The sequence below is a fragment of the Stenotrophomonas maltophilia group sp. P373 genome, from assembly GCF_053295075.1.
Window position 1 is genome coordinate 2,294,250 of the sequence record NZ_CM129994.1, and the last position, 18,944, is coordinate 2,313,193.

At 66.7% G+C, this 18,944-nt stretch carries 19 protein-coding genes; 13 read left to right on the forward strand and 6 right to left on the reverse strand.

The genetic code is table 11. From position 1 onward, the window contains the following. The first annotated feature begins 460 nt into the window (after positions 1-460). The 9 genes from ACSYHF_RS10690 (at position 461) to ACSYHF_RS10730 (ending at position 8,188) form a co-directional block, all read left to right on the forward strand. Positions 461-745: a CD225/dispanin family protein gene (locus ACSYHF_RS10690; RefSeq protein WP_447575608.1), complete on the forward strand. Its 285-nt coding sequence runs from the start codon at positions 461-463 to the stop codon at positions 743-745. Positions 746-877: 132 nt separating this feature from the next. After that, on the forward strand, positions 878-2,017 hold the full coding sequence (locus tag ACSYHF_RS10695; RefSeq protein WP_065186440.1) for an SPFH domain-containing protein: 1,140 nt from the start codon (positions 878-880) through the stop codon (positions 2,015-2,017). A gap of 20 nt (positions 2,018-2,037) precedes the next feature. After that, a complete protein-coding gene (locus tag ACSYHF_RS10700) occupies positions 2,038-3,390 on the forward strand; it encodes a membrane protein (protein WP_032954186.1) in 1,353 nt (450 codons plus the stop codon). Beyond that, entirely contained in the window at positions 3,387-3,644 is a 258-nt protein-coding gene (locus ACSYHF_RS10705) for a hypothetical protein (RefSeq protein ID WP_005416661.1), read from the forward strand. The genes ACSYHF_RS10700 and ACSYHF_RS10705 overlap by 4 nt, the downstream gene beginning before the upstream one ends. Before the next feature lie 189 nt (positions 3,645-3,833). Continuing rightward, positions 3,834-4,418 carry an AprI/Inh family metalloprotease inhibitor gene (locus ACSYHF_RS10710; protein ID WP_447575609.1) on the forward strand — a complete coding sequence of 195 codons (585 nt, stop codon included), beginning with the start codon at positions 3,834-3,836 and terminating at the stop codon, positions 4,416-4,418. A 69-nt stretch (positions 4,419-4,487) separates the two neighbouring features. Beyond that, positions 4,488-5,447: a cation diffusion facilitator family transporter gene (locus ACSYHF_RS10715; protein ID WP_447575610.1), complete on the forward strand. Its 960-nt coding sequence runs from the start codon at positions 4,488-4,490 to the stop codon at positions 5,445-5,447. A gap of 72 nt (positions 5,448-5,519) precedes the next feature. After that, positions 5,520-6,155, forward strand: coding sequence for a DNA-3-methyladenine glycosylase (locus tag ACSYHF_RS10720; RefSeq protein ID WP_447575611.1), 636 nt, complete (start codon positions 5,520-5,522; stop codon positions 6,153-6,155). Beyond that, the gene (locus tag ACSYHF_RS10725; RefSeq protein ID WP_447575612.1) at positions 6,155-6,349 is read left to right on the forward strand and encodes a hypothetical protein; all 195 of its coding nucleotides are present in this window, start codon (positions 6,155-6,157) and stop codon (positions 6,347-6,349) included. The genes ACSYHF_RS10720 and ACSYHF_RS10725 overlap by 1 nt, the downstream gene beginning before the upstream one ends. A gap of 120 nt (positions 6,350-6,469) precedes the next feature. Continuing rightward, positions 6,470-8,188: a sensor domain-containing diguanylate cyclase gene (locus tag ACSYHF_RS10730; protein ID WP_447575613.1), complete on the forward strand. Its 1,719-nt coding sequence runs from the start codon at positions 6,470-6,472 to the stop codon at positions 8,186-8,188. Here the strand turns inward: ACSYHF_RS10730 and xth are convergent, their stop codons facing one another. The 3 genes from xth to ACSYHF_RS10745 all read right to left on the reverse strand — a co-directional run bounded on the left by xth (position 8,189) and on the right by ACSYHF_RS10745 (position 12,331). Next, a complete protein-coding gene (gene xth / locus ACSYHF_RS10735) occupies positions 8,189-8,980 on the reverse strand; it encodes an exodeoxyribonuclease III (protein WP_005416667.1) in 792 nt (263 codons plus the stop codon). A 223-nt stretch (positions 8,981-9,203) separates the two neighbouring features. Next, a complete protein-coding gene (locus tag ACSYHF_RS10740) occupies positions 9,204-11,147 on the reverse strand; it encodes a MacB family efflux pump subunit (RefSeq protein ID WP_197598977.1) in 1,944 nt (647 codons plus the stop codon). 2 nt (positions 11,148-11,149) lie between these two features. After that, positions 11,150-12,331: an efflux RND transporter periplasmic adaptor subunit gene (locus tag ACSYHF_RS10745; protein ID WP_447575614.1), complete on the reverse strand. Its 1,182-nt coding sequence runs from the start codon at positions 12,329-12,331 to the stop codon at positions 11,150-11,152. A 237-nt stretch (positions 12,332-12,568) separates the two neighbouring features. On the opposite strand from ACSYHF_RS10745, the gene ACSYHF_RS10750 reads away from it, so the two are divergent. From ACSYHF_RS10750 to ACSYHF_RS10765, 4 genes are all read left to right on the forward strand, one after another. Next, a complete protein-coding gene (locus ACSYHF_RS10750; protein WP_447575615.1) occupies positions 12,569-13,135 on the forward strand; it encodes a hypothetical protein in 567 nt (188 codons plus the stop codon). A 41-nt stretch (positions 13,136-13,176) separates the two neighbouring features. Beyond that, entirely contained in the window at positions 13,177-13,893 is a 717-nt protein-coding gene (locus tag ACSYHF_RS10755) for a response regulator (protein WP_032954218.1), read from the forward strand. Between the two features lie 3 nt (positions 13,894-13,896). Continuing rightward, entirely contained in the window at positions 13,897-14,973 is a 1,077-nt protein-coding gene (locus tag ACSYHF_RS10760) for an ATP-binding protein (RefSeq protein ID WP_005416672.1), read from the forward strand. 191 nt (positions 14,974-15,164) lie between these two features. Next, positions 15,165-16,091, forward strand: a complete 927-nt coding sequence (locus tag ACSYHF_RS10765; RefSeq protein WP_065186450.1) for an ABC transporter six-transmembrane domain-containing protein — start codon at positions 15,165-15,167, stop codon at positions 16,089-16,091. Between the two features lie 96 nt (positions 16,092-16,187). On the opposite strand, the gene ACSYHF_RS10770 is transcribed toward ACSYHF_RS10765, so the two are convergent. From ACSYHF_RS10770 to ACSYHF_RS10780, 3 genes are all read right to left on the reverse strand, one after another. After that, the gene (locus ACSYHF_RS10770) at positions 16,188-17,300 is read right to left on the reverse strand and encodes a DNA glycosylase AlkZ-like family protein (RefSeq protein ID WP_005416674.1); all 1,113 of its coding nucleotides are present in this window, start codon (positions 17,298-17,300) and stop codon (positions 16,188-16,190) included. Between the two features lie 71 nt (positions 17,301-17,371). After that, entirely contained in the window at positions 17,372-17,998 is a 627-nt protein-coding gene (lepB, locus tag ACSYHF_RS10775) for a signal peptidase I (protein ID WP_447575616.1), read from the reverse strand. A gap of 139 nt (positions 17,999-18,137) precedes the next feature. Beyond that, positions 18,138-18,731 (reverse strand): TetR/AcrR family transcriptional regulator, encoded by a 594-nt coding sequence (locus ACSYHF_RS10780; RefSeq protein WP_005416676.1) that lies wholly within the window; start codon positions 18,729-18,731, stop codon positions 18,138-18,140. Positions 18,732-18,944 lie beyond the last annotated feature (213 nt).

The following is an 18,944-nucleotide window of genomic DNA, read 5'->3' on the forward strand; positions in this document are numbered from 1 at the left end:
CGGCAACGCGGACGTCGTCCAGGCCTGGGTCGTGCGCCACAGGGCGGCACTGCCTGTGACGCGGCGCTCCCTGTGTTCCGGCCATCGCGTCCCTGGATTATGGAGAGCGAGTTTCCAGAAAATAAGCATGATAATGACGTGAATATCCGCGCCGGATATCTGTCGCCCACGTTTCCGTGCGCCGCTCGCCGCTCGCCGCAAAGCAGGTGAAGGCAAGCCGCCGAAATCCCATCCACGCTGATGATCAGCGCGTCTGCCCGAACCAGAGGCGGGCACGTGTTGCGCCGCCATGACGGCTACACCGCCTGCTCGCCCAGCCCCGCAGGCCACCGCGCATGCCTGCCGCGCCGCCGCCCCCGATCAATGACCATTCGACCAGCAGAAGATTGCGCACCACGCACGGGTGGCATGCCTTCCGCTGCGATTGGCCTGTCGGCATACTCGCGCTCCCGACCGCAGCATGATCAAGGAGATCGACCGCATGGACCGCACCCCGCCACCCGTGCCCCCCAGGAACTACCTGATGTGGGCCATCCTGAGCATCATCGCCGGCTTCTGGCCGTTCGGCATCGTCGCCACCGTCTACGCCAACCGCAGCACGTCACTGGTCGCCAGCGGCCAGGTCGGCGCGGCCACCGAGGCTTCGCGCAAGGCCCTGCGCTGGATGATCGCCTCCTTCGTCACCTTGCCACTGTGCCTGGCACTGATGATCGGCTATGCCCTGATCGCGCGCGGCATGGCCTGATCGCCTGCTGCCGCCGTCGCGCCATGATGAATGGGAGGCGCGCGCGGCGGTGGCGGCGGCCCATGCCGCTCCTCTATAGTCAGTCCAGCTCGGCAGGCATGGTGCCTGCCCTCGAATCACAGGGAGTTGGACATGGGTCTGGTACAGGCGGTGAAGGGTGCGGTCGGTGGTGTGCTGGCCGACCAGTGGAAGGACTTCTACACCGTGCCCACGGGCCTGCCCTCGACGGCGGCCCTGTTCGCGGCGGTGCCGCGCGGCACCAACGCCGGTCGCGGTTCCAACACCAGCGGCTCGTCCAACATCATCACCAACGGCTCGAAGATCATCGTGCCGGAGGGCTACGGCCTGCTGCTGTTCCAGGACGGCGCGATCACCGCGTTCGTCGCCGAACCGGGCGGCTACGAGTGGCGTTCGGACGATCCCAACTCGCAGTCGATCTTCGCCGGCGACGGTCTGGTCAGCACCTTCATCAAGCAGAGCTGGGAACGCTTCAAGTTCGGCGGCCAGCCCGGTTCGCAGCAGGCGGCTTATTTCGTCTCGCTGAAGGAGCTGCCGGACAACCGCTTCGGTACCCAATCGGAAATCTACTGGGACGATGGCTTCCTCAATACCCAGGTGGGCGCGGTCACGCGCGGCTCGTACACGCTGAAGATCGTCGACCCGATCCTGTTCGTGAAGAACTTCGTGCCGGCCAGCTACCTGCAGCCGGGCCAGGTGTTCGACTTCACCGACCTGGACAACGCCGCCGCCAGCCAGCTGTTCAATGAAGTGGTCGGTTCGCTGGCACCGGCCTTCAGCCTGTACACGAACGATCCGGGCAAGGGCAACCGCATCACCAAGTTGCAGCAGGACTCGCTGGGCTTTGCACAGAGCCTGTCGGCCGCCGTCGAGCAGGGCTACCAGTGGAAGTCCGATCGCGGCCTGGCCATCGTCAAGACCGCCATTGTCTCGATCGAGTACGACGCCAACACCCGCGAACTGCTGAAGACCGTCCAGCGCGCAGATGCGCTGTCCGGCTCGCGCGGTAATTCCAACCTGCAGGCGAGCGTCGCCCAGGGCATCCAGTCGGCCGGCGAGAACGGCGGTGCGGCTGGCCTGGTCGGTGTCGGCATGGCCTCGGGCATGTTCGGTGTCGGCGGCATGCAGCAGCCGGTCACGCCGGCTGCCGACGATCCGGTGGCCAAGCTGAAGAAGGCCAAGGAAATGCTGGACCTGGGCCTGATCACCCAAGGCGACTACGACGCCCTGAAAGCAAAAGCACTGGGCCTGTAACAGCAGGACGCACAACGAACATGTCCGATCCCCGAAACGGCCCACCGCCGCTGCCCGGATCCGCGCCCGCGACGCCGCCGCCCTTGCCGGCGGCGTCGTTGGATGGGCCCGGTTCGCCGCAGGACGTCCCTCCCCTGCCCGGCAGCTTCCCGCTGGACACCTCGAAGCTGCCCCAGGCCATCCGCGATGAAGTGGAAGCGCCCGATCCTGTAGCCATCGATACCTCAGCCAGCGAGCTGAAGGACGGCCTTAACCGCTGCCCGAAGTGCGGCGCCACCGACATCCGGCCCAAGGCCGGCACCGATATCCTCGTCTGCCTGTACTGCCGTCACGAATGGCATGGCGCGCGCGTCGAGGAGGAATTCGGGCTGGGCGAGGCCATCGACCAGCTGCGCGGTACGGTCATCGCCTCCGGCGCGCGTGACATCGACGCCGACACCTCGGCGCTGATGACGTTCAAGTGCACGGGCTGCGGTGCCGAAGTCACGGTCAATACCGAAAGCACGATGACGGCGCGCTGCCACTGGTGCCGCCACGTCTTCGGCGTCAACGAACAGATCAGCAATGGTGCGGTGCCCGATGCGGTGCTGCCCTTCCACATCAAGAAGGACGATGCGGTCGCGCGCATCCGCCAGTTCGTCGACAAGCGCCGCATGTTCGCGCTGAAGGCGTTCAAGGAGCAGTTCACCCCGGAAAACGTGGTGGGCGTGTTCCTGCCCTACATGATCGTGGACAGCAATGTCAGCGCGGCCGTGGCCGGCAAGGGCGAGATCCAGACCCGGCAATACACGGTCGGCAGCGAGAAGAACAAACGCACCCTGTACGACGCCGATGTCTACCAGGTCGAACGCCAGGTGGATTTCACGGTTGATGACCTGCCCCTGGAATCCTCGGCCGAGCGCGGCAATCTGGATACCCGCGCCAACACCAACAACATCATCAACACCATCCTGCCGTTCGACACCAAGAACGCGGTGAAATGGAACGCCTCATACCTGGCCGGCTTCACCTCTGAGAAGCGCAACCTCGACGTGGAGAAGCTGCGGCCGCGGCTGGAAGACCAGCTGCTGTCGATCGCCCGCGCGCAGGTGGAAGGTTCGGTGAGGCGCTACAACCGTGGCGTGCGTTGGGAACAGGAACAGCTGGAGGTGCATGGCACTCGTTGGGTTTCGATGTACCTGCCGGTGTGGTTGTACTCCTACCACCAGCCCGGCAAGAACGGCGGCATGCTGCACTACATCGCGGTGAACGGCCGTACCGGCGAAACCATGGGCAGCGTGCCCGTGCAGCAATGGAAGATGCTGCTGGCGGCCCTGGCCACCGGCACCGTCATTGAAGCCCTCGCAATTGCCTTCCTGGTGGCATCGACATGAGCGACGACAGTGGCCTCTGGCTGTTGGCGGCAGGTCCGGCCGGCGCAACCGCGCTGTACTGGGCGCTGTACCGCTATTACCGCAACACCGACAAATCGCACTCCTTCGAACACGAGACCGAGATCGAGGCCAAACCGGTCACCGGCTCGGACCAGCAGGTCGGCCGGATCACCGGCACCGAGGACAAGCGTATCCGCGGTGACAACGTGTATGAGTACCGGAAACGGGTGGCAAGGGTGAAGCCGGATCAGTAGCGCCAGGCGATGCCTGGCTGCGGGAAGTGCCGGCCGCGGGCCGGCATTCCTTCGGTTTCTGGGCGCCAAGTGGGAGCCGGCCAGCGGCCGGCACTACCCTTCGCTGGGCTGCGCCAGCGCACATCCTCACACCGTCTCCCGCCCCACCGGTTCGATACTCGCGCGATCCACCCTTCCGAGGATCCTGCGATGGCTGCCCTGCTTGCCCGTAGCTGCCTGTCGGCGCTGTACTTCCTGGCCCTGCCCGCCCTTGCCCAGGACGCCTCGTCCGGCTTCGGCGAACAGACCACCCGCACCGACCAGATCACCCAATCGAGCAGCACCCAGACCCAGACCAGTGGCTCGGTGACCACCCAGACCACCACCAGTGGCAGCTCGCAGTCCGGGTCACGCAGCGAAAGCAAAGAGATCGACGTGGGCTTCGGTTTCCACGACGACAACGACGACTGGAGCCATGACCGCCACCGTGGCGGCCGCGATGTGCGCGACAGCGATCTGTTCGGCAGCTGGACACTGGGCCAGGAGAACGGCAACACCTGCACCATTGAGCTGAAGAACAGTGAGTGGTTCGGTGGCTACAGCGCCTACGTGCCTGCTGGCTGCCCGGACGGCTTCTTCTCGGCCAACCGCTGGGTACTGTCGGGCAACCAGCTGCTGCTGACCGATACCAACAACACCGTATTCGGGCGCTTCCGCGCGTCAGGCGGTGGGCGCTGGACGGGCTACCGTGAATCGGATGGGGCGCGTTTGTACCTCAATCCCAAGGGGCACTGATCGCGCCGTGCACACAACGGGCACGCGCTGATCGGGAAGATCAGGCGTCAGCCCCGCCCCGCCGCCGAAATGTCCGCCCCCACCGGCTCCCGTCTCGTCATCTATGCCGCCCTCGCGGGTAACCTCGCCATTGCCATCGCCAAGTTCGTCGCTGCCGGCATCTCCGGCAGCTCGGCCATGCTCAGCGAAGGCGTGCATTCGCTGGTCGACACATTGAATGAACTGCTGCTGCTGTACGGCCTGCGCCGTGCCGGCAAGGCGCCGGACCCGGTGCATCCCTTCGGCTATGGCCGCGAGCTGTACTTCTGGAGCTTCATCGTCGCCCTGCTGGTGTTCGCTGCTGGCGCCGGCGTCTCGGCGTACGAGGGCATCCAGCACATCCGCCGGCCGGAGCCGGCCACCAACCATGCGTTGAGCTACAGCGTGCTGGGCATTTCCATCCTGTTCGAGGGTGCTTCCTGGTGGGTGGCGCTGCGCGAGTTCCGGCGTACCAAAGGCAAGCTTGGCTACTTCGAAGCCTTCCGCCGCAGCAAGGATCCTTCCACCTTCACCGTACTGCTGGAAGACAGCGCTGCATTGCTCGGGCTGGGCTTCGCGTTGATCGGGCTGGTGGCCGCGCAGGTGCTGGACATGCCGGTGCTTGATGGGGTCGCCTCCCTTTGCATCGCCGGCGTGCTGGCCGCAACCGCCTTCCTCCTGGCCCGTGAAACCAAGGGCCTGCTGGTCGGAGAGCCTGCCCACCCTGCGGTGGCCGAGCGGATCATGGCGGTGGCCGAAACCGATCCGGATCTGCGCCGCGCCAATGGCGTGACCACCATGCAGATGGGCCCGGAACAGGTGGTGGCCATGCTCAGCGCCGAGTTCGAGGATGACCGCCGGACCCCGCAGATCGAAGCCTGCATCACCCGCATCGAAACGGCGGTGAAGCGCGAGTATCCGGAACTGGTGGCACTGTTCATCAAGCCGCAGACGCCGGAGGTGTATGCCTCCTGGCGCGCTGCATTGGCCGCACCGCCTGCGCCGGAATGACGCGGCGTCTGCGCCCGTTTCACCTGATCGATGCCACAGTGCCACGGTCTTTCACCCGAGCCTGCCACCACCGTGCCGGACTGGTTGCCCGCCTCCCTGCAGATCCTGCCGCGCCGCTTCTACCGGCGTCCATCGACCGACGTTGCGCCGGAGTTGCTCAACAAACTGCTGGTGCGCGACGATGGTCGCGCTGGCCGCATCGTCGAGGTTGAAGCCTATGCCGGCAGCGACGATCCCGCCGCGCACTCCTATCGCGGGCCAACGCCGCGCACGGCCAGCATGTTCGGTGAGGCCGGCCACCTCTATGTCTACTTCACGTACGGCATGCACTGGGGCAGCAACGTGGTCTGCGGCGAAGCAGGCGAAGGCGTGGCGGTGCTGCTGCGGGCCATCGAGCCATTGCTGGGCCTGGAGCGCATGCGCGAACTGCGCCCCGCCGCGCGCCGCGACCACGATCTGGCCAGTAGCCCCGGCAAGCTCTCGCAGGCCTTCGGGCTGGACCGCAGCTTCGACGGCGCCGACCTGGTGACCGGCAGCCACGGCGTCGTCATCGCCAGCGATGGGATGCCGCCGCCGAAGGATCCGGTGATCGGCCCCCGCATCGGCATCACGCGCGCTGTTGATTTCCCCTGGCGTTGGCACGTCCGTGATCATCGTCACGTATCGATTCAGCCACGTCGTACTCCCGTCCCTGCGAGGAAACGATGATGACCCCGCTCGACAAACCGCTGCGACGCGAACTGGACATCGATGGCCAGCCCTACACCCTCATCGTGGACCCTGAAGGACTGAAGCTGGTTGAAGAGGGGCGCCGCAAGGGCATCACGCTGCGCTGGCAGGACCTGGTGTCCGGTGATGCCGCACTGGCCACCGCCTTGCAGGCATCGCTCCGGCAACGCTGAGCCGACGCGCGCGCCTCACGTCGGCATCACCCCGTCATGGCGATACATAACGCGGCAAGCACTAGCGTAGTGCCAGACAGCCGCCGCAACCGCCCTCGCCACCCTGCCCTGAAAAGCACCATGGACGAAGCCGAACGACTGCTCGAAATCGAACGACTGCACCTGCTGGACACGCCGCCGGAGCCGGTGTTCGATGCCATCGTCGCCGCCGCCCGCGCCGCGACCGGCATGACCATGGGCCTGATCAGCGTGGTGGCCGAAGACCGTCAGTGGTTCAAGGCCAACATCGGCCTTGAGGGCGTCAGTGAAACGGCCCGCGAAATTTCCTTCTGCACCCATGCCATACGCCAGGACGAGCTGCTCGAGATAGCCGATGCACGCCAGGATCCGCGTTTTTCCACCAATCCACTGGTGACGGGCGGGCCGCGCATCCGTCACTACGCTGGCATCCCTCTGGGCTCCGCGCACGGCGCACGCATCGGCACATTGTGCCTGCTCGATCCGATGCCCGGCGTGCTGTCTCCGTCCCAGCGCGAGCTGATGGTGCACCTTGCCCGGGTCACCACCCAGGTACTGGAGCAGCGCAGCATGCTGATGGCGCAGGTGGGCCAGGCCAAGGCGCTGCATCGTGAGCTCAAACGCAGCGAGGACTTCCTGGAGCGCACCAACCGCGCCGCCCGGGTGGGCGGCTGGGAGATGGACCTGGTCACCAACGAAGTGCGCTGGACCCGCGAGACCAAGCAGTTGCACGGCGTGCGCGGCAACTTTGAACCGACGCTCGACACCGCGCTGTCGTTCTATCGCGAAGACAGCCGCAACATCATCCGGGCAGCAGTGCAGCGTTGCATCGACGAAGGCACGTCCTGGGAAGTGCAGCTGCCGATAACCACGGCCGACGGTCGCTCGATCTGGACGCGCGTCGTTGGCAGCCGGCAACAGATCGACGGGCATCCGCGCCTGGTCGGGGCGATCCAGGACATCACGGACGAGCGAGCCGCGCTCGATGCGCTGGAAGCGAGCGAAACCCGCTATCGGCGACTGTTCCACTACAGCCTGGGCCTGATCTGCACGCACACGCTGGACGGAACATTGACCTCGGTGAATCCGGCGGCCGTGCAATCACTGGGTTTCGAGGAAAGCCAGATGATCGGGCGCAGCCTGTGTGACCTGATGCCGCCGGAAAAACGCGCGGGCTTCAATGCCTACCTCGCTCGGATCCAGGCAAACCACACCGACGCTGGTGTGATCGAGCTGATCGCCGCGGACGGAACGCGCCACTACTGGGCGTATCACAACGTGCTCGACAACGAAGCCAGCCCGCCCTACGTGCTGGGACATGCTCAGGACGTCACCGCGCTGCGGATGCAGGAGCAGCAGCTGCGCGAAATGTCCTTCAAGGATCCCCTCACCCAGTGCTACAACCGGCGCTACCTGCACCGGCTGGATGAACTCATTGACGAGCGCTGGGCCTGCGTGATGTTCGACCTGGACCACTTCAAGCACATCAACGACACTCAGGGCCACCGGCGTGGCGACGCCGTCCTGGTCGAGTTCGCGACGTTCCTGCGCTCACCGCTGGGCAAAGATGAGACGGTGGTACGACTGGGCGGCGACGAATTCATGGTGGTACTGGTCGCGCCTGCGGACGGCCGGCTGAGCGAACTGGAGCATTGGTACCAGGACCACGCCGCGCTCTCGCCCAGCGCGTTCTCGATGGGTGCGGCCATCAACACGCCTGGCGAACCGGTGGCCGACACCATCCAGAAAGCGGACAGCCGCCTGTACCGCACCCGCGCACGGGTACGCCGCGAGCGTCGCGAAGACCCAGCCGCGCGTTGATCACGCGCTTACCGTCACCCAGGCCGGCGCGTGGTCGCTGGCCTTTTCCTGCAGGCGTACCCAGCGGTCGACGCCAGCGTCCTTCAGTCGCTCCGCCAGTACGGGATTCAACAGCAGATGATCGATGCGCAACCCACGGTCGCGCTCGGCATGCTGGCGGAAATAGTCCCAGAAGGTGTAGATCGTGGCGTCGCCGTGCACCTTCCGCACCGCATCGGTCCAGCCCTGCGCCAGCAGTCGTTCGAAGGCCTCGCGTACCTCCGGCTGGAGCAGCGCGTCGCGGCGCCAGGCTTTGGGGTCATAGACATCGGCGTCGGTGGGAATCACATTGAAATCACCCAGCAGCAGCGCAGGGTGCGGCAGCTCGACCAGGCTGCGCGCATGCCGGATCAGGCGCTCCATCCAGCGCAGCTTGTAGTCGAACCTGGGCCCGGGCTGCGGGTTGCCGTTGGGCAGGTAGAGTGCACCCACCACAATGCCATGCGCCGCCGCCTCCAGGTAGCGGCTCTGGGTGTCCTTGGGCTCGCCCGGCAATCGGCGGCGGCTCTCGACCGGCGTGGTCCCTCGTGCCAGCAGCGCCACGCCGTTCCACCGCGCCTCGCCCTGCCAGAGCGCGCCGTAGCCAGCCTCTTCCAATGCCGAAGCCGGAAACGCGGCGTCGGTCGCCTTCAGTTCCTGCAGGGCAACCACATCCGGCGATTCCCTGTGCAGCCAGTCCAACAGCTGCGGCAGGCGTGTGCCGATGCCGTTGACGTTGAACGTGGCAATGCGAAGCATCTTGCGACGGGCCATGCGGGAAGTCTCCTCGGCGCATCGGGTGAGCGTTCAGTGTGCGCGCCCAGGCATCCAAGGACCGTGGATGCCGCGTAATGATGCGGTGCCATCCGGTTCACCGACCGCTGCCATGCCGCGCAGCAGGCTGGTCACCGTGAACCCGGCATCAGCCACCTGTGGCTGCTGCCGTTCTACCGCAACGCCGGCCGTGATGGCGGCTACGATGTCACCGGGTGCGCCCCTACTCCGCCGCCAATGCCTGGATCGGGTCCAGCTGCGCGGCAGTGCGTGCCGGAAAGTAGCCAAAGCCCAGCCCGATGGCCGAAGAGCACGCCAGTGCGGCGAGCACCGGCCCCGGCGAGAACAGGAACGGCACGCCCAGCGACAACAGGCTCGACAGCGCACCCACAGCGAACGCGAGCAACACCCCCAGCACACCGCCGAACACGCAGATCAGCACCGCCTCGATCAGGAACTGGCGCAGGATGTCGTTCTGCCGCGCCCCCACCGCCAGTCGCACGCCAATCTCGCGCACGCGCTCCTTCACCGACACCAGCATGATGTTCATCACGCCTACGCCGCCCACCACCAGCGCCACCGCCGCGATCGCCGAAACCAACGCGGCCAGGGTCTGGCTGGACTTCATCACCGCCTTGCGGATCTGGTCGGCGTTGTAGATGAAGAAGTCACGACGGCCATGCAGGCGCTCCAGCTCGGCGCCCAGCGAGGCTTCGGCGGCATTGGTGGGTACGTTGTCGCGTACGCGCACGGTGATGCTCTCCAGGCGTTGGCTGCCCAGCAGCCGGGAAGCCGCCGAGGTGTACGGCACGTAGACTGTGGGGGTTGCACCACCGGCGAACGCATTGGGACCGACCGCGCCGATCACCTCGACCGGCATGCCACCCAGCAGCACCGTTCTGCCGATGGGATTGCCAGTGAACAGCGCCTTCGCCGCCTTCTGGTCGACCACGCCCACTGCGCGGTGCGCATCGACTTCGGCGTCGGTGAAGAAGCGGCCGGCCTTCAGCCGCAGCCCCCGCACGCGCGGCATGTCGGCCCCTACGCCCAGCACCTGGGTGTTGGCACGACGGCTGCCCTGCAGTGCCGCCACCGATCCCGTCAGGTTCGGACTGGCGCTGTCCACATAACTCAACGCCGCAAGATGGTCCGCGTCGGCCACCACCAGCGTTTCGACTTCCGCCGAGCGCGGGTCACCGAAATCTGCGCCCGGGAAGATCTCCAGGGTGCTGGCGCCCAGCGCGTTGATCTGGGATTCAACCTGCGCTTGTGCGCCCTTGCCCAGCGCAACCACGGTCACCACCGCGGCCACGCCGATGATGATGCCGAGCATGGTCAGCAGCGTGCGCAGGCGATGGGCCAGCATCGAACGCGCCGCCATGCGTGCCGCTTCGCGGACCGCGTCCCTGCGTGCGCGGCGCTCGGCGACCGGCGACGTGCCGCGTTCGGTCCCGCATCCTGCGGCCGCAGCCAGCAATCCCGGCTCGGCGCGGTCGGCCACCATCCGGCCGTCGGCGATCTCGATCACCCGCGCCGCGTTGGCGGCGATCGCCGCATCATGCGTCACCAGGATCACCGTGTGGCCCTGCGCGTGCAGGCGCTTCAGCTCGGCCATCACCTGCTGGCCACTGGCGTGATCGAGCGCACCGGTCGGCTCGTCGGCCAGCACGATCGCGCCGCCGTTCATCAGCGAGCGGGCAATGGACACGCGCTGCTGCTGGCCACCGGACAGCTGACCCGGCCGGTTCCCGGTGCGTTCGCCCAGCCCCAGCGCTTCCAGCAGCGTGCGTGCGCGCGCAGTGCGCGTCTGTGCGTCCACGCCCGCATAGACTGCCGGCAGCGCTACGTTCTCGGTGGCACTCAGGTTCTCCATCAGGTTGTAGCGCTGGAAGATGAAGCCGAAATGCTCACGGCGCAGGCGTGCCAGCGCGTCTGGCGCCATCTGTTCGGTGGCCTCGCCGTTCACGCGATAGCTGCCCTCGGTCGGCCGGTCCAGGCAGCCCAGGATGTTCATCAGCGTGGACTTGCCCGAACCCGAGGGGCCAATGATGGCGATGAACTCGCCGGCGTTGATGCGCAGCGAGACCTCCTTCAGCACCACCACCTCGCCGGCGGCCGAGCGATAGGCGCGCGATACGCCCTCCAGTTCCAGCAGTGCATGGGCCATGCTCACATCCCCAGCAGGCTGGCGGGTTCGGCGTCGCCACCGCTGGGCGCCTGGCCAACCACCACGTTTTCGCCCGCTTTCAGGCCAGACAGGATCTGCACGGCGGTGGCGGTGCGCAGGCCGGTCGTCACCGCACGTTCCTCAGCGCGGCCCTTGGCATCGACCACGCGCACGGTGCCGCGGTTGCCATCCTTGTCATCCGGCTCGGCCAGTGCCGTCAATGGCACCTGCAGCGCGTTGGCGACCCGCGCCAGCTGCAGGGTCACTTTCACCGTCATCGAAGGCTTCAGCTTCAGGCCAGGATTGGCTACATCGAACAGCCCGGCGTAGTACACCGCTTTCGGCGTCTGCGCAGAGCCGCCCGCATTGCCGGAAGCGGCCTCGGCAATCGAGGTCGGCGCTGGCTCCAGCTGCTGCAGATGGGATTCATAACGGCGCCCGCTCGGCCCCAGCGTCGAGAACCACAACGGCTGGCCGGGTGCGACCAGTTCCACATCCGCCTCGGCGATCTCGGCACGCACGGTCATCGTATCCATCTGCGCCAGCATCACGATGGTTGGCGTGGTCTGCATCGAGTTCAACGTCTGCCCGGCCTTGGTGACGATGGCCACGATGTAGCCGTCGCTGGGCGAGACGATGCGGGTATAGCCCAGATTGATCCGTGCAGTTTCGACCTGGGTCACAGCCTGGTCGATCTGCGCCTGCAACGAGGCCACCTCCGAACGCGCCGCATCGCGTGCCACGCGCGCGGCTTCGAAGCCTTCCTGCGACACCAGGCGCGATGCCACCAGCTGCGACTGGCGCTGGTAAGCACGACTGGCCTGCGCATAGCGCGCCAGGCTGGCCGCATGCTGGGCACGCAGCGTATTGGTGGCCGCCTCGGCGCTTCGCAGCGCGATCCGCTGCGGTTGTGAATCGACCTCGGCGATCAGATCGCCGGCCCGCACGCGCTGGCCCAGCACCACATGCAGGCGCTTGACCTGGCCGGACACCTGCGCGCCCACCGCCACCAGCTCCTTCGGATGGACCCGGCCGACCGCCTGTACGGTCTTCTCCAGATCCGCCACCCTTGCCGGCGCGGTGATCAGCGCGGCATCATCGCCGCCTGCAAACGTCCACCATCCAGCACCGGCGGCCAACGTGGCCACGGCGGCAGCAATCATCCAGGTCCTGCGGTTGCTCATCGAAACGCCCGGTTGCGGGCAGTCACCCAATGCGACCGCCGGAGCCGCAGTCTGGAAGACACTGATGGACGTTTCTTGGAGCCACCGTGGAGATTGCATGGAGGCGCCGCGGCCGTTCAGGCACCAGCGCCACGCCTGAACGCGATAGCTCCGCGTCCACGCAATCTCGACACAATCTCGACCGAATCTCCATCAACGGTCGCTAGCCTCGTCGGCCTCGCCGACTGCCTGTTTGCCGTGTCCCTTTCCTACCCGGACCTGCCATCCATCGATGTGCGCCGTGCCTACCTGGCATGGTGTGCGCCTTCGCCATGGTTGATAGCACTGGTGCTGGCATCGACCAGCACGTGGATGTGGGTCGCGCCGTATCCGGGCCTGCCATTGCTGGCCGGCTTCGGGGCCGCCGCACTGGTGGGGTTCGGCAGTGATGGGCCCGGCCGCACCCGCCGCACCGGGTCCCTCGCATCGCTGGCCTTGATCGGCCTGGCGGTCTGGGCGGCAACGCGCCCGGCCGCCAACGTCAACCTGCATCTGCTGCTTGCCCTTGCCACCACCGTGGTGGCCGCCCTGCTGGCAGTGCGCCTGCACACCATCGCGCGCATGGCTGCACGGCTGCAGGCCCGGGTGGACGCCACCCCCATGGCCTCGCGCTGGAGCAAGCTACCCTCGGCGGTGTCCACCCTGATGCAGCAGCAGCTGCGCGGCGCGGCTGCGGTGGAATCCAGCCTGCAGCGCACGCTGGTGCTGGCCACACTGGCCTGGGCAGCCAACGAGGAAGCACAGGCCATGGAGCGCCGCCGATGACCCAGCCCCTTCCCGCCCTGCCCTCGAACCCGCAGCACGCAATGAGACATGAACTCCGTAGCCGACCCGCGCCCCTGGTCCTGATTGCCGAAGATGAAGGCGAAATCGCCGATATCCTCGGTGCCTACCTGGCCCGTTCCGGCCTGCGCAGCGCACGCGCCGCCGACGGCGAGGCGGCGCTCGCCAGCCATCGCCAGCTGCGCCCGGACCTAGTGCTGCTGGACGTGCAGATGCCCAGGCTCGATGGCTGGCAGGTATTAAGCGAACTGCGGCGGCGCGGCAACACGCCAGTGATCATGCTCACCGCGCTCGACCAGGACGTGGACAGGCTGACCGGCCTGCGCGTGGGTGCCGACGACTACGTGGCCAAACCATTCAATCCCGCTGAGATCGTTGCACGCATCCAGGCCGTGCTGCGCCGCAGTGCCCCCACCGCCGCCGAAGAACCCAACGGGTTGATCCGCCAGGGGCCGTTCGAGATCGACCTGCGCAGCCACGAGGTGACGGTGCGCACCGGCGAGCAGGTGCACGCACTGAGCGTCACCCTCACCGAGTTCCGGCTGCTGGTGCATATGGCGCGCGCGCCGCGCCAGGTGCATGCGCGCGCGGACCTGCTCCATGCCTGCCTGCCCGAAGGTGATGCGCAGGAACGTACCGTCGACAGCCACGTCAGCAAGCTGCGGCGCAAGCTTGAAGAGGTGGGCGTGATCGGCATTCCCGCCACCATCCGTGGCGTCGGCTACCGTTTCCTGGACTGATCGATGAATCCCAAAGGCAAGAGCATCGGCCGCCAGATCACCCTCTCCATCACGGTCGCCTCGTTGTGTTCGACGGTGCTCTCGATCAGTGGCTTCTACCTGTTCTATTACCTGCTGGAGGTGTTCTATCCGCGCTGGTACGACGCGCCGGAAACGATCATGCCGTCCGGGCTGGAATGGCTGTGGATCGGATTGACCGCCACCGTGGTGGTCATCTTCGCCACGCTGGTCGCCTCGCGCCTGACCCGGCGCATCATCACCCCGTTGAACTCGGTGGCCGAGAGCCTGCGCCGGGTGGCCAGCGGGGATCTGGAAGCGCGTGCACGTGGCGGCAACACCACGATGGCCGAAGCGGCCACGCTGGTCAGTGATTTCAACTCGATGGCCGAACGGCTCAGCCGGATGTCCGAGAACCGTGTGTTCTGGAACGCGGCGATCGCGCACGAACTGCGCACGCCGATGACCATCCTGCGCGGCCGCCTGCAGGGTATTGCCGAAGGTGTGTTCGAGCCGGGCCCCGAGCAGTTCAACAGCATGCTCACCCAGCTCGAAGGACTCACCCGCATCATCGAAGACCTGCGCGTGGTCAGCCTGGCCGAGAGCGGTCACCTCGATCTGCGCCTGCAGCGCAGCGACGTCAGCGTGCAGGTGGCCGCGGTGGTGGAAGCAATGTCCGACGCACTGGCCGAAAGCGGGTTTTCGGTGACCCTGGAGGCACGGCCGTCACTGGCGGACTGCGATCCGGCCCGCATCCGCCAGGCGGTGCTGGCGCTGCTGGAAAACGCACGACGCCATGCCGTCCCCTGCCCACTGCGGGTTCGTGTCACGCTGGCCGAAGGCCATTGCACCGTGACAGTGGAAGACGGCGGCCCCGGCGTGCCCGACGAGCTTCGCGACAGCATCTTCGAGGCGTTCCAGCGCACCGATGTCTCGCGATCGCGACAGAGCGGAGGCTCCGGCCTAGGCCTGGCCGTGGTGCGGGCGATTGCCGTGGCCCATCACGGAACGGCGCAGTGCCGCCCGACCGAACGCGGCGGCAGCGCGTTCGAGCTCCGTTGGCCGGTGCATGCGCGTCGTTGAGGACGCGGCAGACGCTGCCCTGGTAGCGGCCCACCTTTGATGGGCATTCGCATCGCTGAACGACGCCGGTTTCTCCACGCAATCTCCATCGATCCTCCATGCCCGCTCCAAAGGGCCGCAGATACTGGGCGCAACCCGGGAGATGGCAGGCATCCGTCCCCTGCCCTGTCCCCGACCCACCCAGGCATCCCATGAAACACCCCAACGATCCAGCGGCAGCCGCCGGCAGCATCGGGCAGCAGAATGCGGCCGCCACTCTGAAGGCGATCCTGCGCACCTATCCCTGGCAGCTCACCGGCACGTTCTCGCTGGTGGCGCTGGAGAACACCCTGCTGCTGGCCTATCCGTTGTTCGCCGGCTTCGCGGTGGACGCGATCATCAGCGGCAACATCGGCCATGCCGTTTCCTATGCCGGCGTGGTGCTGTTGTTCTGGTTGGTCGGCGCCGCCCGTCGAGCGGTCGATACCCGCACCTTCACCCGCATCTATGCCGATCTGGCAGTGAGCGTGGTGCAGGCACAGCGCCGCCTGGGCCAGGCCACGTCCACCTCGGCGGCACGCGTGGTGCTGGCCCGCGAGTTCGTCGACTTCTTTGAAAAGCACGTCCCGATCATCGCCACCGCGCTGGCATCCATGTTCGGTGCGGTGGCCATGCTGCTGGCGATCGAACCGATGGTCGGTGCCGCTGGCCTGGTCACCCTGCTCGGGGCCCTGCTGGTACTGCCGTCGTTCGCACGCCGCAACGAGCAATTGCATGGCCGGCTGAACAACCGCCTGGAACACGAGATCCGCCTGGTCGACCGGGTCAGCCCCTCGGTACTGCGCCGCCACTACACCACGCTGTCGCGCCTGCGCATCCTGCTGTCCGATCGCGAAGCCGGCGCCTATGTGGTGATCGGGCTGGCTGCTGCGGCATTGTTCGCGCTGACCATCGGCCGCCTTGCCACCACCGACGGAGTTACCCCGGGCCATGTGTACGCGGTGATGACCTACCTGTGGACGTTCGTCGGCAGCCTGGATGATGCACCGTCGATGGTGGATCAGCTGGCACGGTTGAAGGACATCGGCCGCCGCGTCAGCCCCGGCATGGAGGATGCGGAGCGCAAGGACGCCGCTTGACCGGTAGATGCCCACCTTGGTGGATACCGGTGGAAGCCAGCGCCAACCAAGGTTGGCGGCTGACAGGAGCGATAGGCGCCCATGCGCCGCTTGGCGCTACAGGAACTCCGCCATGCGCTGCAGTTCGTCTTCAAGCGCGCCACGAAACACCTTGTCGCGGGCCAGCGACTTGCCGGCATAACCCACGTTCGACACCAACTCACCCTCGCGCACGCTGAGATTGGCCCAGCCCACCACCTGGTCGTGCCACAACACCGGCAGTGCGTAGTAGCCATACTGGCGCTTCGGTGCAGGCGTGTAGGCCTCGAACTTGTACACCCATCCCCACAGCAGCTCGAAGCGACGGCGGTCCCACACCACCGGGTCGAACGGCGCCAGCAGGCGCACCTGTTCGTCCGGTGCATAGCGGCGCGAACGCGGATTCTCGTCCGCCGGCCAGTACCAGGTGGTGCCCTCCAGCGTGCAGCTGGCCAGCTGCTGCTTGGCCAGCGCCAATGCCTTGCGGGTCTGCTCGGCCAGATGCGGTGCACCATAGCCCAGCAGGCGCACCAGATAGGTCAGGCTGGCCGATGGCAGCGGCGCGTACTTGCGCACCACCAGGTCGATCAGCGCGGCCGCGCGCTCGACCTGCGCTTGTTCGCTGGCATCTGGCTCGGCATGCGCGGCCACTGCATAGATGCGGGTGCCACTGTCGCGCCGCTGTACGCGCAGCAGGCCGCGGTAGTGCATGCCGTCCAGCAGGTGCGTGCTGGCATTGCTGGTGCCGCCCCAGTAGTTGGTCACCCGGCCATGCGCAAACGCCTGGTCAACCTCGCGGGGGTGCACACTGCCGCGCTCGCGCACGAACGCCAGCACCTCGGCCGCGCGGCGATGGGTCTCGGCGTCCCACTCGCGCTTGGCCGCGCGCGGGTGCATCAGCGCCAGATGCTCGCGCGGCAGGAAGCCGTAGTTCACCAAGCAGTCCTCTTCCACCGGCAAGCGGCTGTAGCGCCGCTCAAGATCGCCTGAGCGGTAGTCCTTCACACGGTGCCGCAGGGTCAGGTCCTGCGCGCGTGCCGGTGCCCGGATCGGGTCGGCCTGCACGAAGCCCAACCGCCGGATCGCGGTCAGCAGCGTGGTCGGCCTGAACAGGGTGCGCGCCACTGCATAGCGGCGAAGGTCATCGAGGGTGGGCGTAGCTGGCATGGCCGCATTGTAGATCCACGCCATGCGTGGATGGGAACACGGCAATTCCCCCGAGGGCTAGCGCTCATCGCACCCGGACACTTCACCGGGCCCAACTACAGGCGCTGCCAGACCACGCCCTCACCGCGGCGAAAGTACACCGCCACGGCGCGGCCGTAGATCCGGTCCGCATCGACCCAGCCGAAGAAGCGGCCGTCCAGGCTGTTGCCACGGTGATCGCCCAGCACCAGCACCTTGCCGGCAGGTACCCGCAGATCGGCAATGTCCGGGCCTCCGCCATGTGTTAGATCCAGTCGGGCCTGCCGCTTGCCGAACCGTTCCATGTCAGTCATGGCAGTCATCTGCAAAGGCTGGCCATTGATGGTCAATCGTCCCTCCTGCAAGCGCACGCGGTCCCCGGCTACTGCGACCACGCGCTTGATCATGCGCACGCCATCGGCCGGGGAAGCGAACACCACCACCTCCCCGCGTTGCGGCACGTTGTCGCCCATCAGCTTCAGCCCGGTGAAAGGCAGGCGCAGGCCGTGCGCCCGCATGTCGACAACCACACGATCACCCGGCTGCAGGGTCGGCTGCATCGAACCGGTTGGCACCACGTAGTGATTGGCCAAGGTGTCGCGTGCAGCCAGGAACAGGCTCAGCAGCATCAGCAGCGGCAAGGCCTCCTTCTTCAGCCACAGCAGCGCTCGCTGGGGCAACGGCGCGCGGGAAGGGGCATGCATTGAGGGCTCCGGAAGATGATGGAAGGGTCCAGCCCCCAGCCTAGACGTACGGCTCTGGGCCATGCATAGGACAAATTCCAGATGTCCTCCCTGGGCGCATGAAGTGCCCACCCGGAGGGCTGTCCGGCCTGGCTCGACGTTACAGCGCGCCGTCCGCATCCAGCATCTGCAACGACCCGATCACCAGCGCCCGCATGCCCTGCTTGAACTCGGTGATCACCTGGCCCTCTTCGTCATCCGCAATCGCGTAGATGGTGTCGGCGCCGGCGATGCAGTAGAACGCGATTGTGGCCAGCAGCCAGCGTGCCTTGTCCATCGGCAGGCCGAAGACTTCGGCCACGTGCGCCTGGTGGGAGGCGATCTTCTCCAGCATCGGCGCGGTCGCCACCGTGCGCCGCAGCAGGTACGGCGGCAGCCCGGGATGCGCCTTCACCACCTCGCACAACGATTCCACGAACACCATCAGATAGCCCTGCAGGCCGCCCGCCGCATCGGCCGAGGCGCGCGGAATCTGCCAGCGCTGGAACACCGCCTGGGCCACCAGCCGCTTCAGCGCCTCCAGGTTGGCCACGCGCTTGTACAGCGCGGCCTGGGTCACCGCCAGTTCGGCGGCCACGTTGGCCATGGTCAGGTTGGGCAGACCCAGGCGGATGCCGATGTCGGCCAGGCGCTCGGGGGTGATGGTGGGCGGGCGGCCACGGGTCGGCGCCGTTGGATCGGGGTGCGGGCTCATACGGTGCGTGTTCATACCCTGCCGAGGGTGCCAGCAAAGGGACCCTCTTGTCCGCTTTGGTCTATTTAGTTTAATTTACTCAACTAATTCGGAATGCGTCTGGTTCGCACTCATGGCGCCGCCCGAACCGAGCCCCAGGCTCACTTCCCGCCAGGTCCCCACCCAGCCGACAACCCTGCGCTGCGCGCTCTTCCCGTGCTTGCCGATGGCAGC

Excerpts from the sequence above, each read along its gene's own strand:
- ACSYHF_RS10690 (WP_447575608.1), top strand. The coding sequence starts at position 461 with ATGATCAAGGAGATCGACCGCATGGACCGCACCCCGCCACCCGTGCCC.
- ACSYHF_RS10695 (WP_065186440.1), top strand. The coding sequence starts at position 878 with ATGGGTCTGGTACAGGCGGTGAAGGGTGCGGTCGGTGGTGTGCTGGCC.
- ACSYHF_RS10700 (WP_032954186.1), top strand. The coding sequence starts at position 2,038 with ATGTCCGATCCCCGAAACGGCCCACCGCCGCTGCCCGGATCCGCGCCC.
- ACSYHF_RS10705 (WP_005416661.1), top strand. The coding sequence starts at position 3,387 with ATGAGCGACGACAGTGGCCTCTGGCTGTTGGCGGCAGGTCCGGCCGGC.
- ACSYHF_RS10710 (WP_447575609.1), top strand. The coding sequence starts at position 3,834 with ATGGCTGCCCTGCTTGCCCGTAGCTGCCTGTCGGCGCTGTACTTCCTG.
- ACSYHF_RS10715 (WP_447575610.1), top strand. The coding sequence starts at position 4,488 with ATGTCCGCCCCCACCGGCTCCCGTCTCGTCATCTATGCCGCCCTCGCG.
- ACSYHF_RS10725 (WP_447575612.1), top strand. The coding sequence starts at position 6,155 with ATGACCCCGCTCGACAAACCGCTGCGACGCGAACTGGACATCGATGGC.
- ACSYHF_RS10730 (WP_447575613.1), top strand. The coding sequence starts at position 6,470 with ATGGACGAAGCCGAACGACTGCTCGAAATCGAACGACTGCACCTGCTG.
- xth (WP_005416667.1), bottom strand. The coding sequence starts at position 8,980 with ATGGCCCGTCGCAAGATGCTTCGCATTGCCACGTTCAACGTCAACGGC.
- ACSYHF_RS10740 (WP_197598977.1), bottom strand. The coding sequence starts at position 11,147 with ATGGCCCATGCACTGCTGGAACTGGAGGGCGTATCGCGCGCCTATCGC.
- ACSYHF_RS10745 (WP_447575614.1), bottom strand. The coding sequence starts at position 12,331 with ATGAGCAACCGCAGGACCTGGATGATTGCTGCCGCCGTGGCCACGTTG.
- ACSYHF_RS10755 (WP_032954218.1), top strand. The coding sequence starts at position 13,177 with ATGAGACATGAACTCCGTAGCCGACCCGCGCCCCTGGTCCTGATTGCC.
- ACSYHF_RS10760 (WP_005416672.1), top strand. The coding sequence starts at position 13,897 with ATGAATCCCAAAGGCAAGAGCATCGGCCGCCAGATCACCCTCTCCATC.
- ACSYHF_RS10765 (WP_065186450.1), top strand. The coding sequence starts at position 15,165 with ATGAAACACCCCAACGATCCAGCGGCAGCCGCCGGCAGCATCGGGCAG.
- ACSYHF_RS10770 (WP_005416674.1), bottom strand. The coding sequence starts at position 17,300 with ATGGCGTGGATCTACAATGCGGCCATGCCAGCTACGCCCACCCTCGAT.
- lepB (WP_447575616.1), bottom strand. The coding sequence starts at position 17,998 with ATGCATGCCCCTTCCCGCGCGCCGTTGCCCCAGCGAGCGCTGCTGTGG.
- ACSYHF_RS10780 (WP_005416676.1), bottom strand. The coding sequence starts at position 18,731 with ATGAGCCCGCACCCCGATCCAACGGCGCCGACCCGTGGCCGCCCGCCC.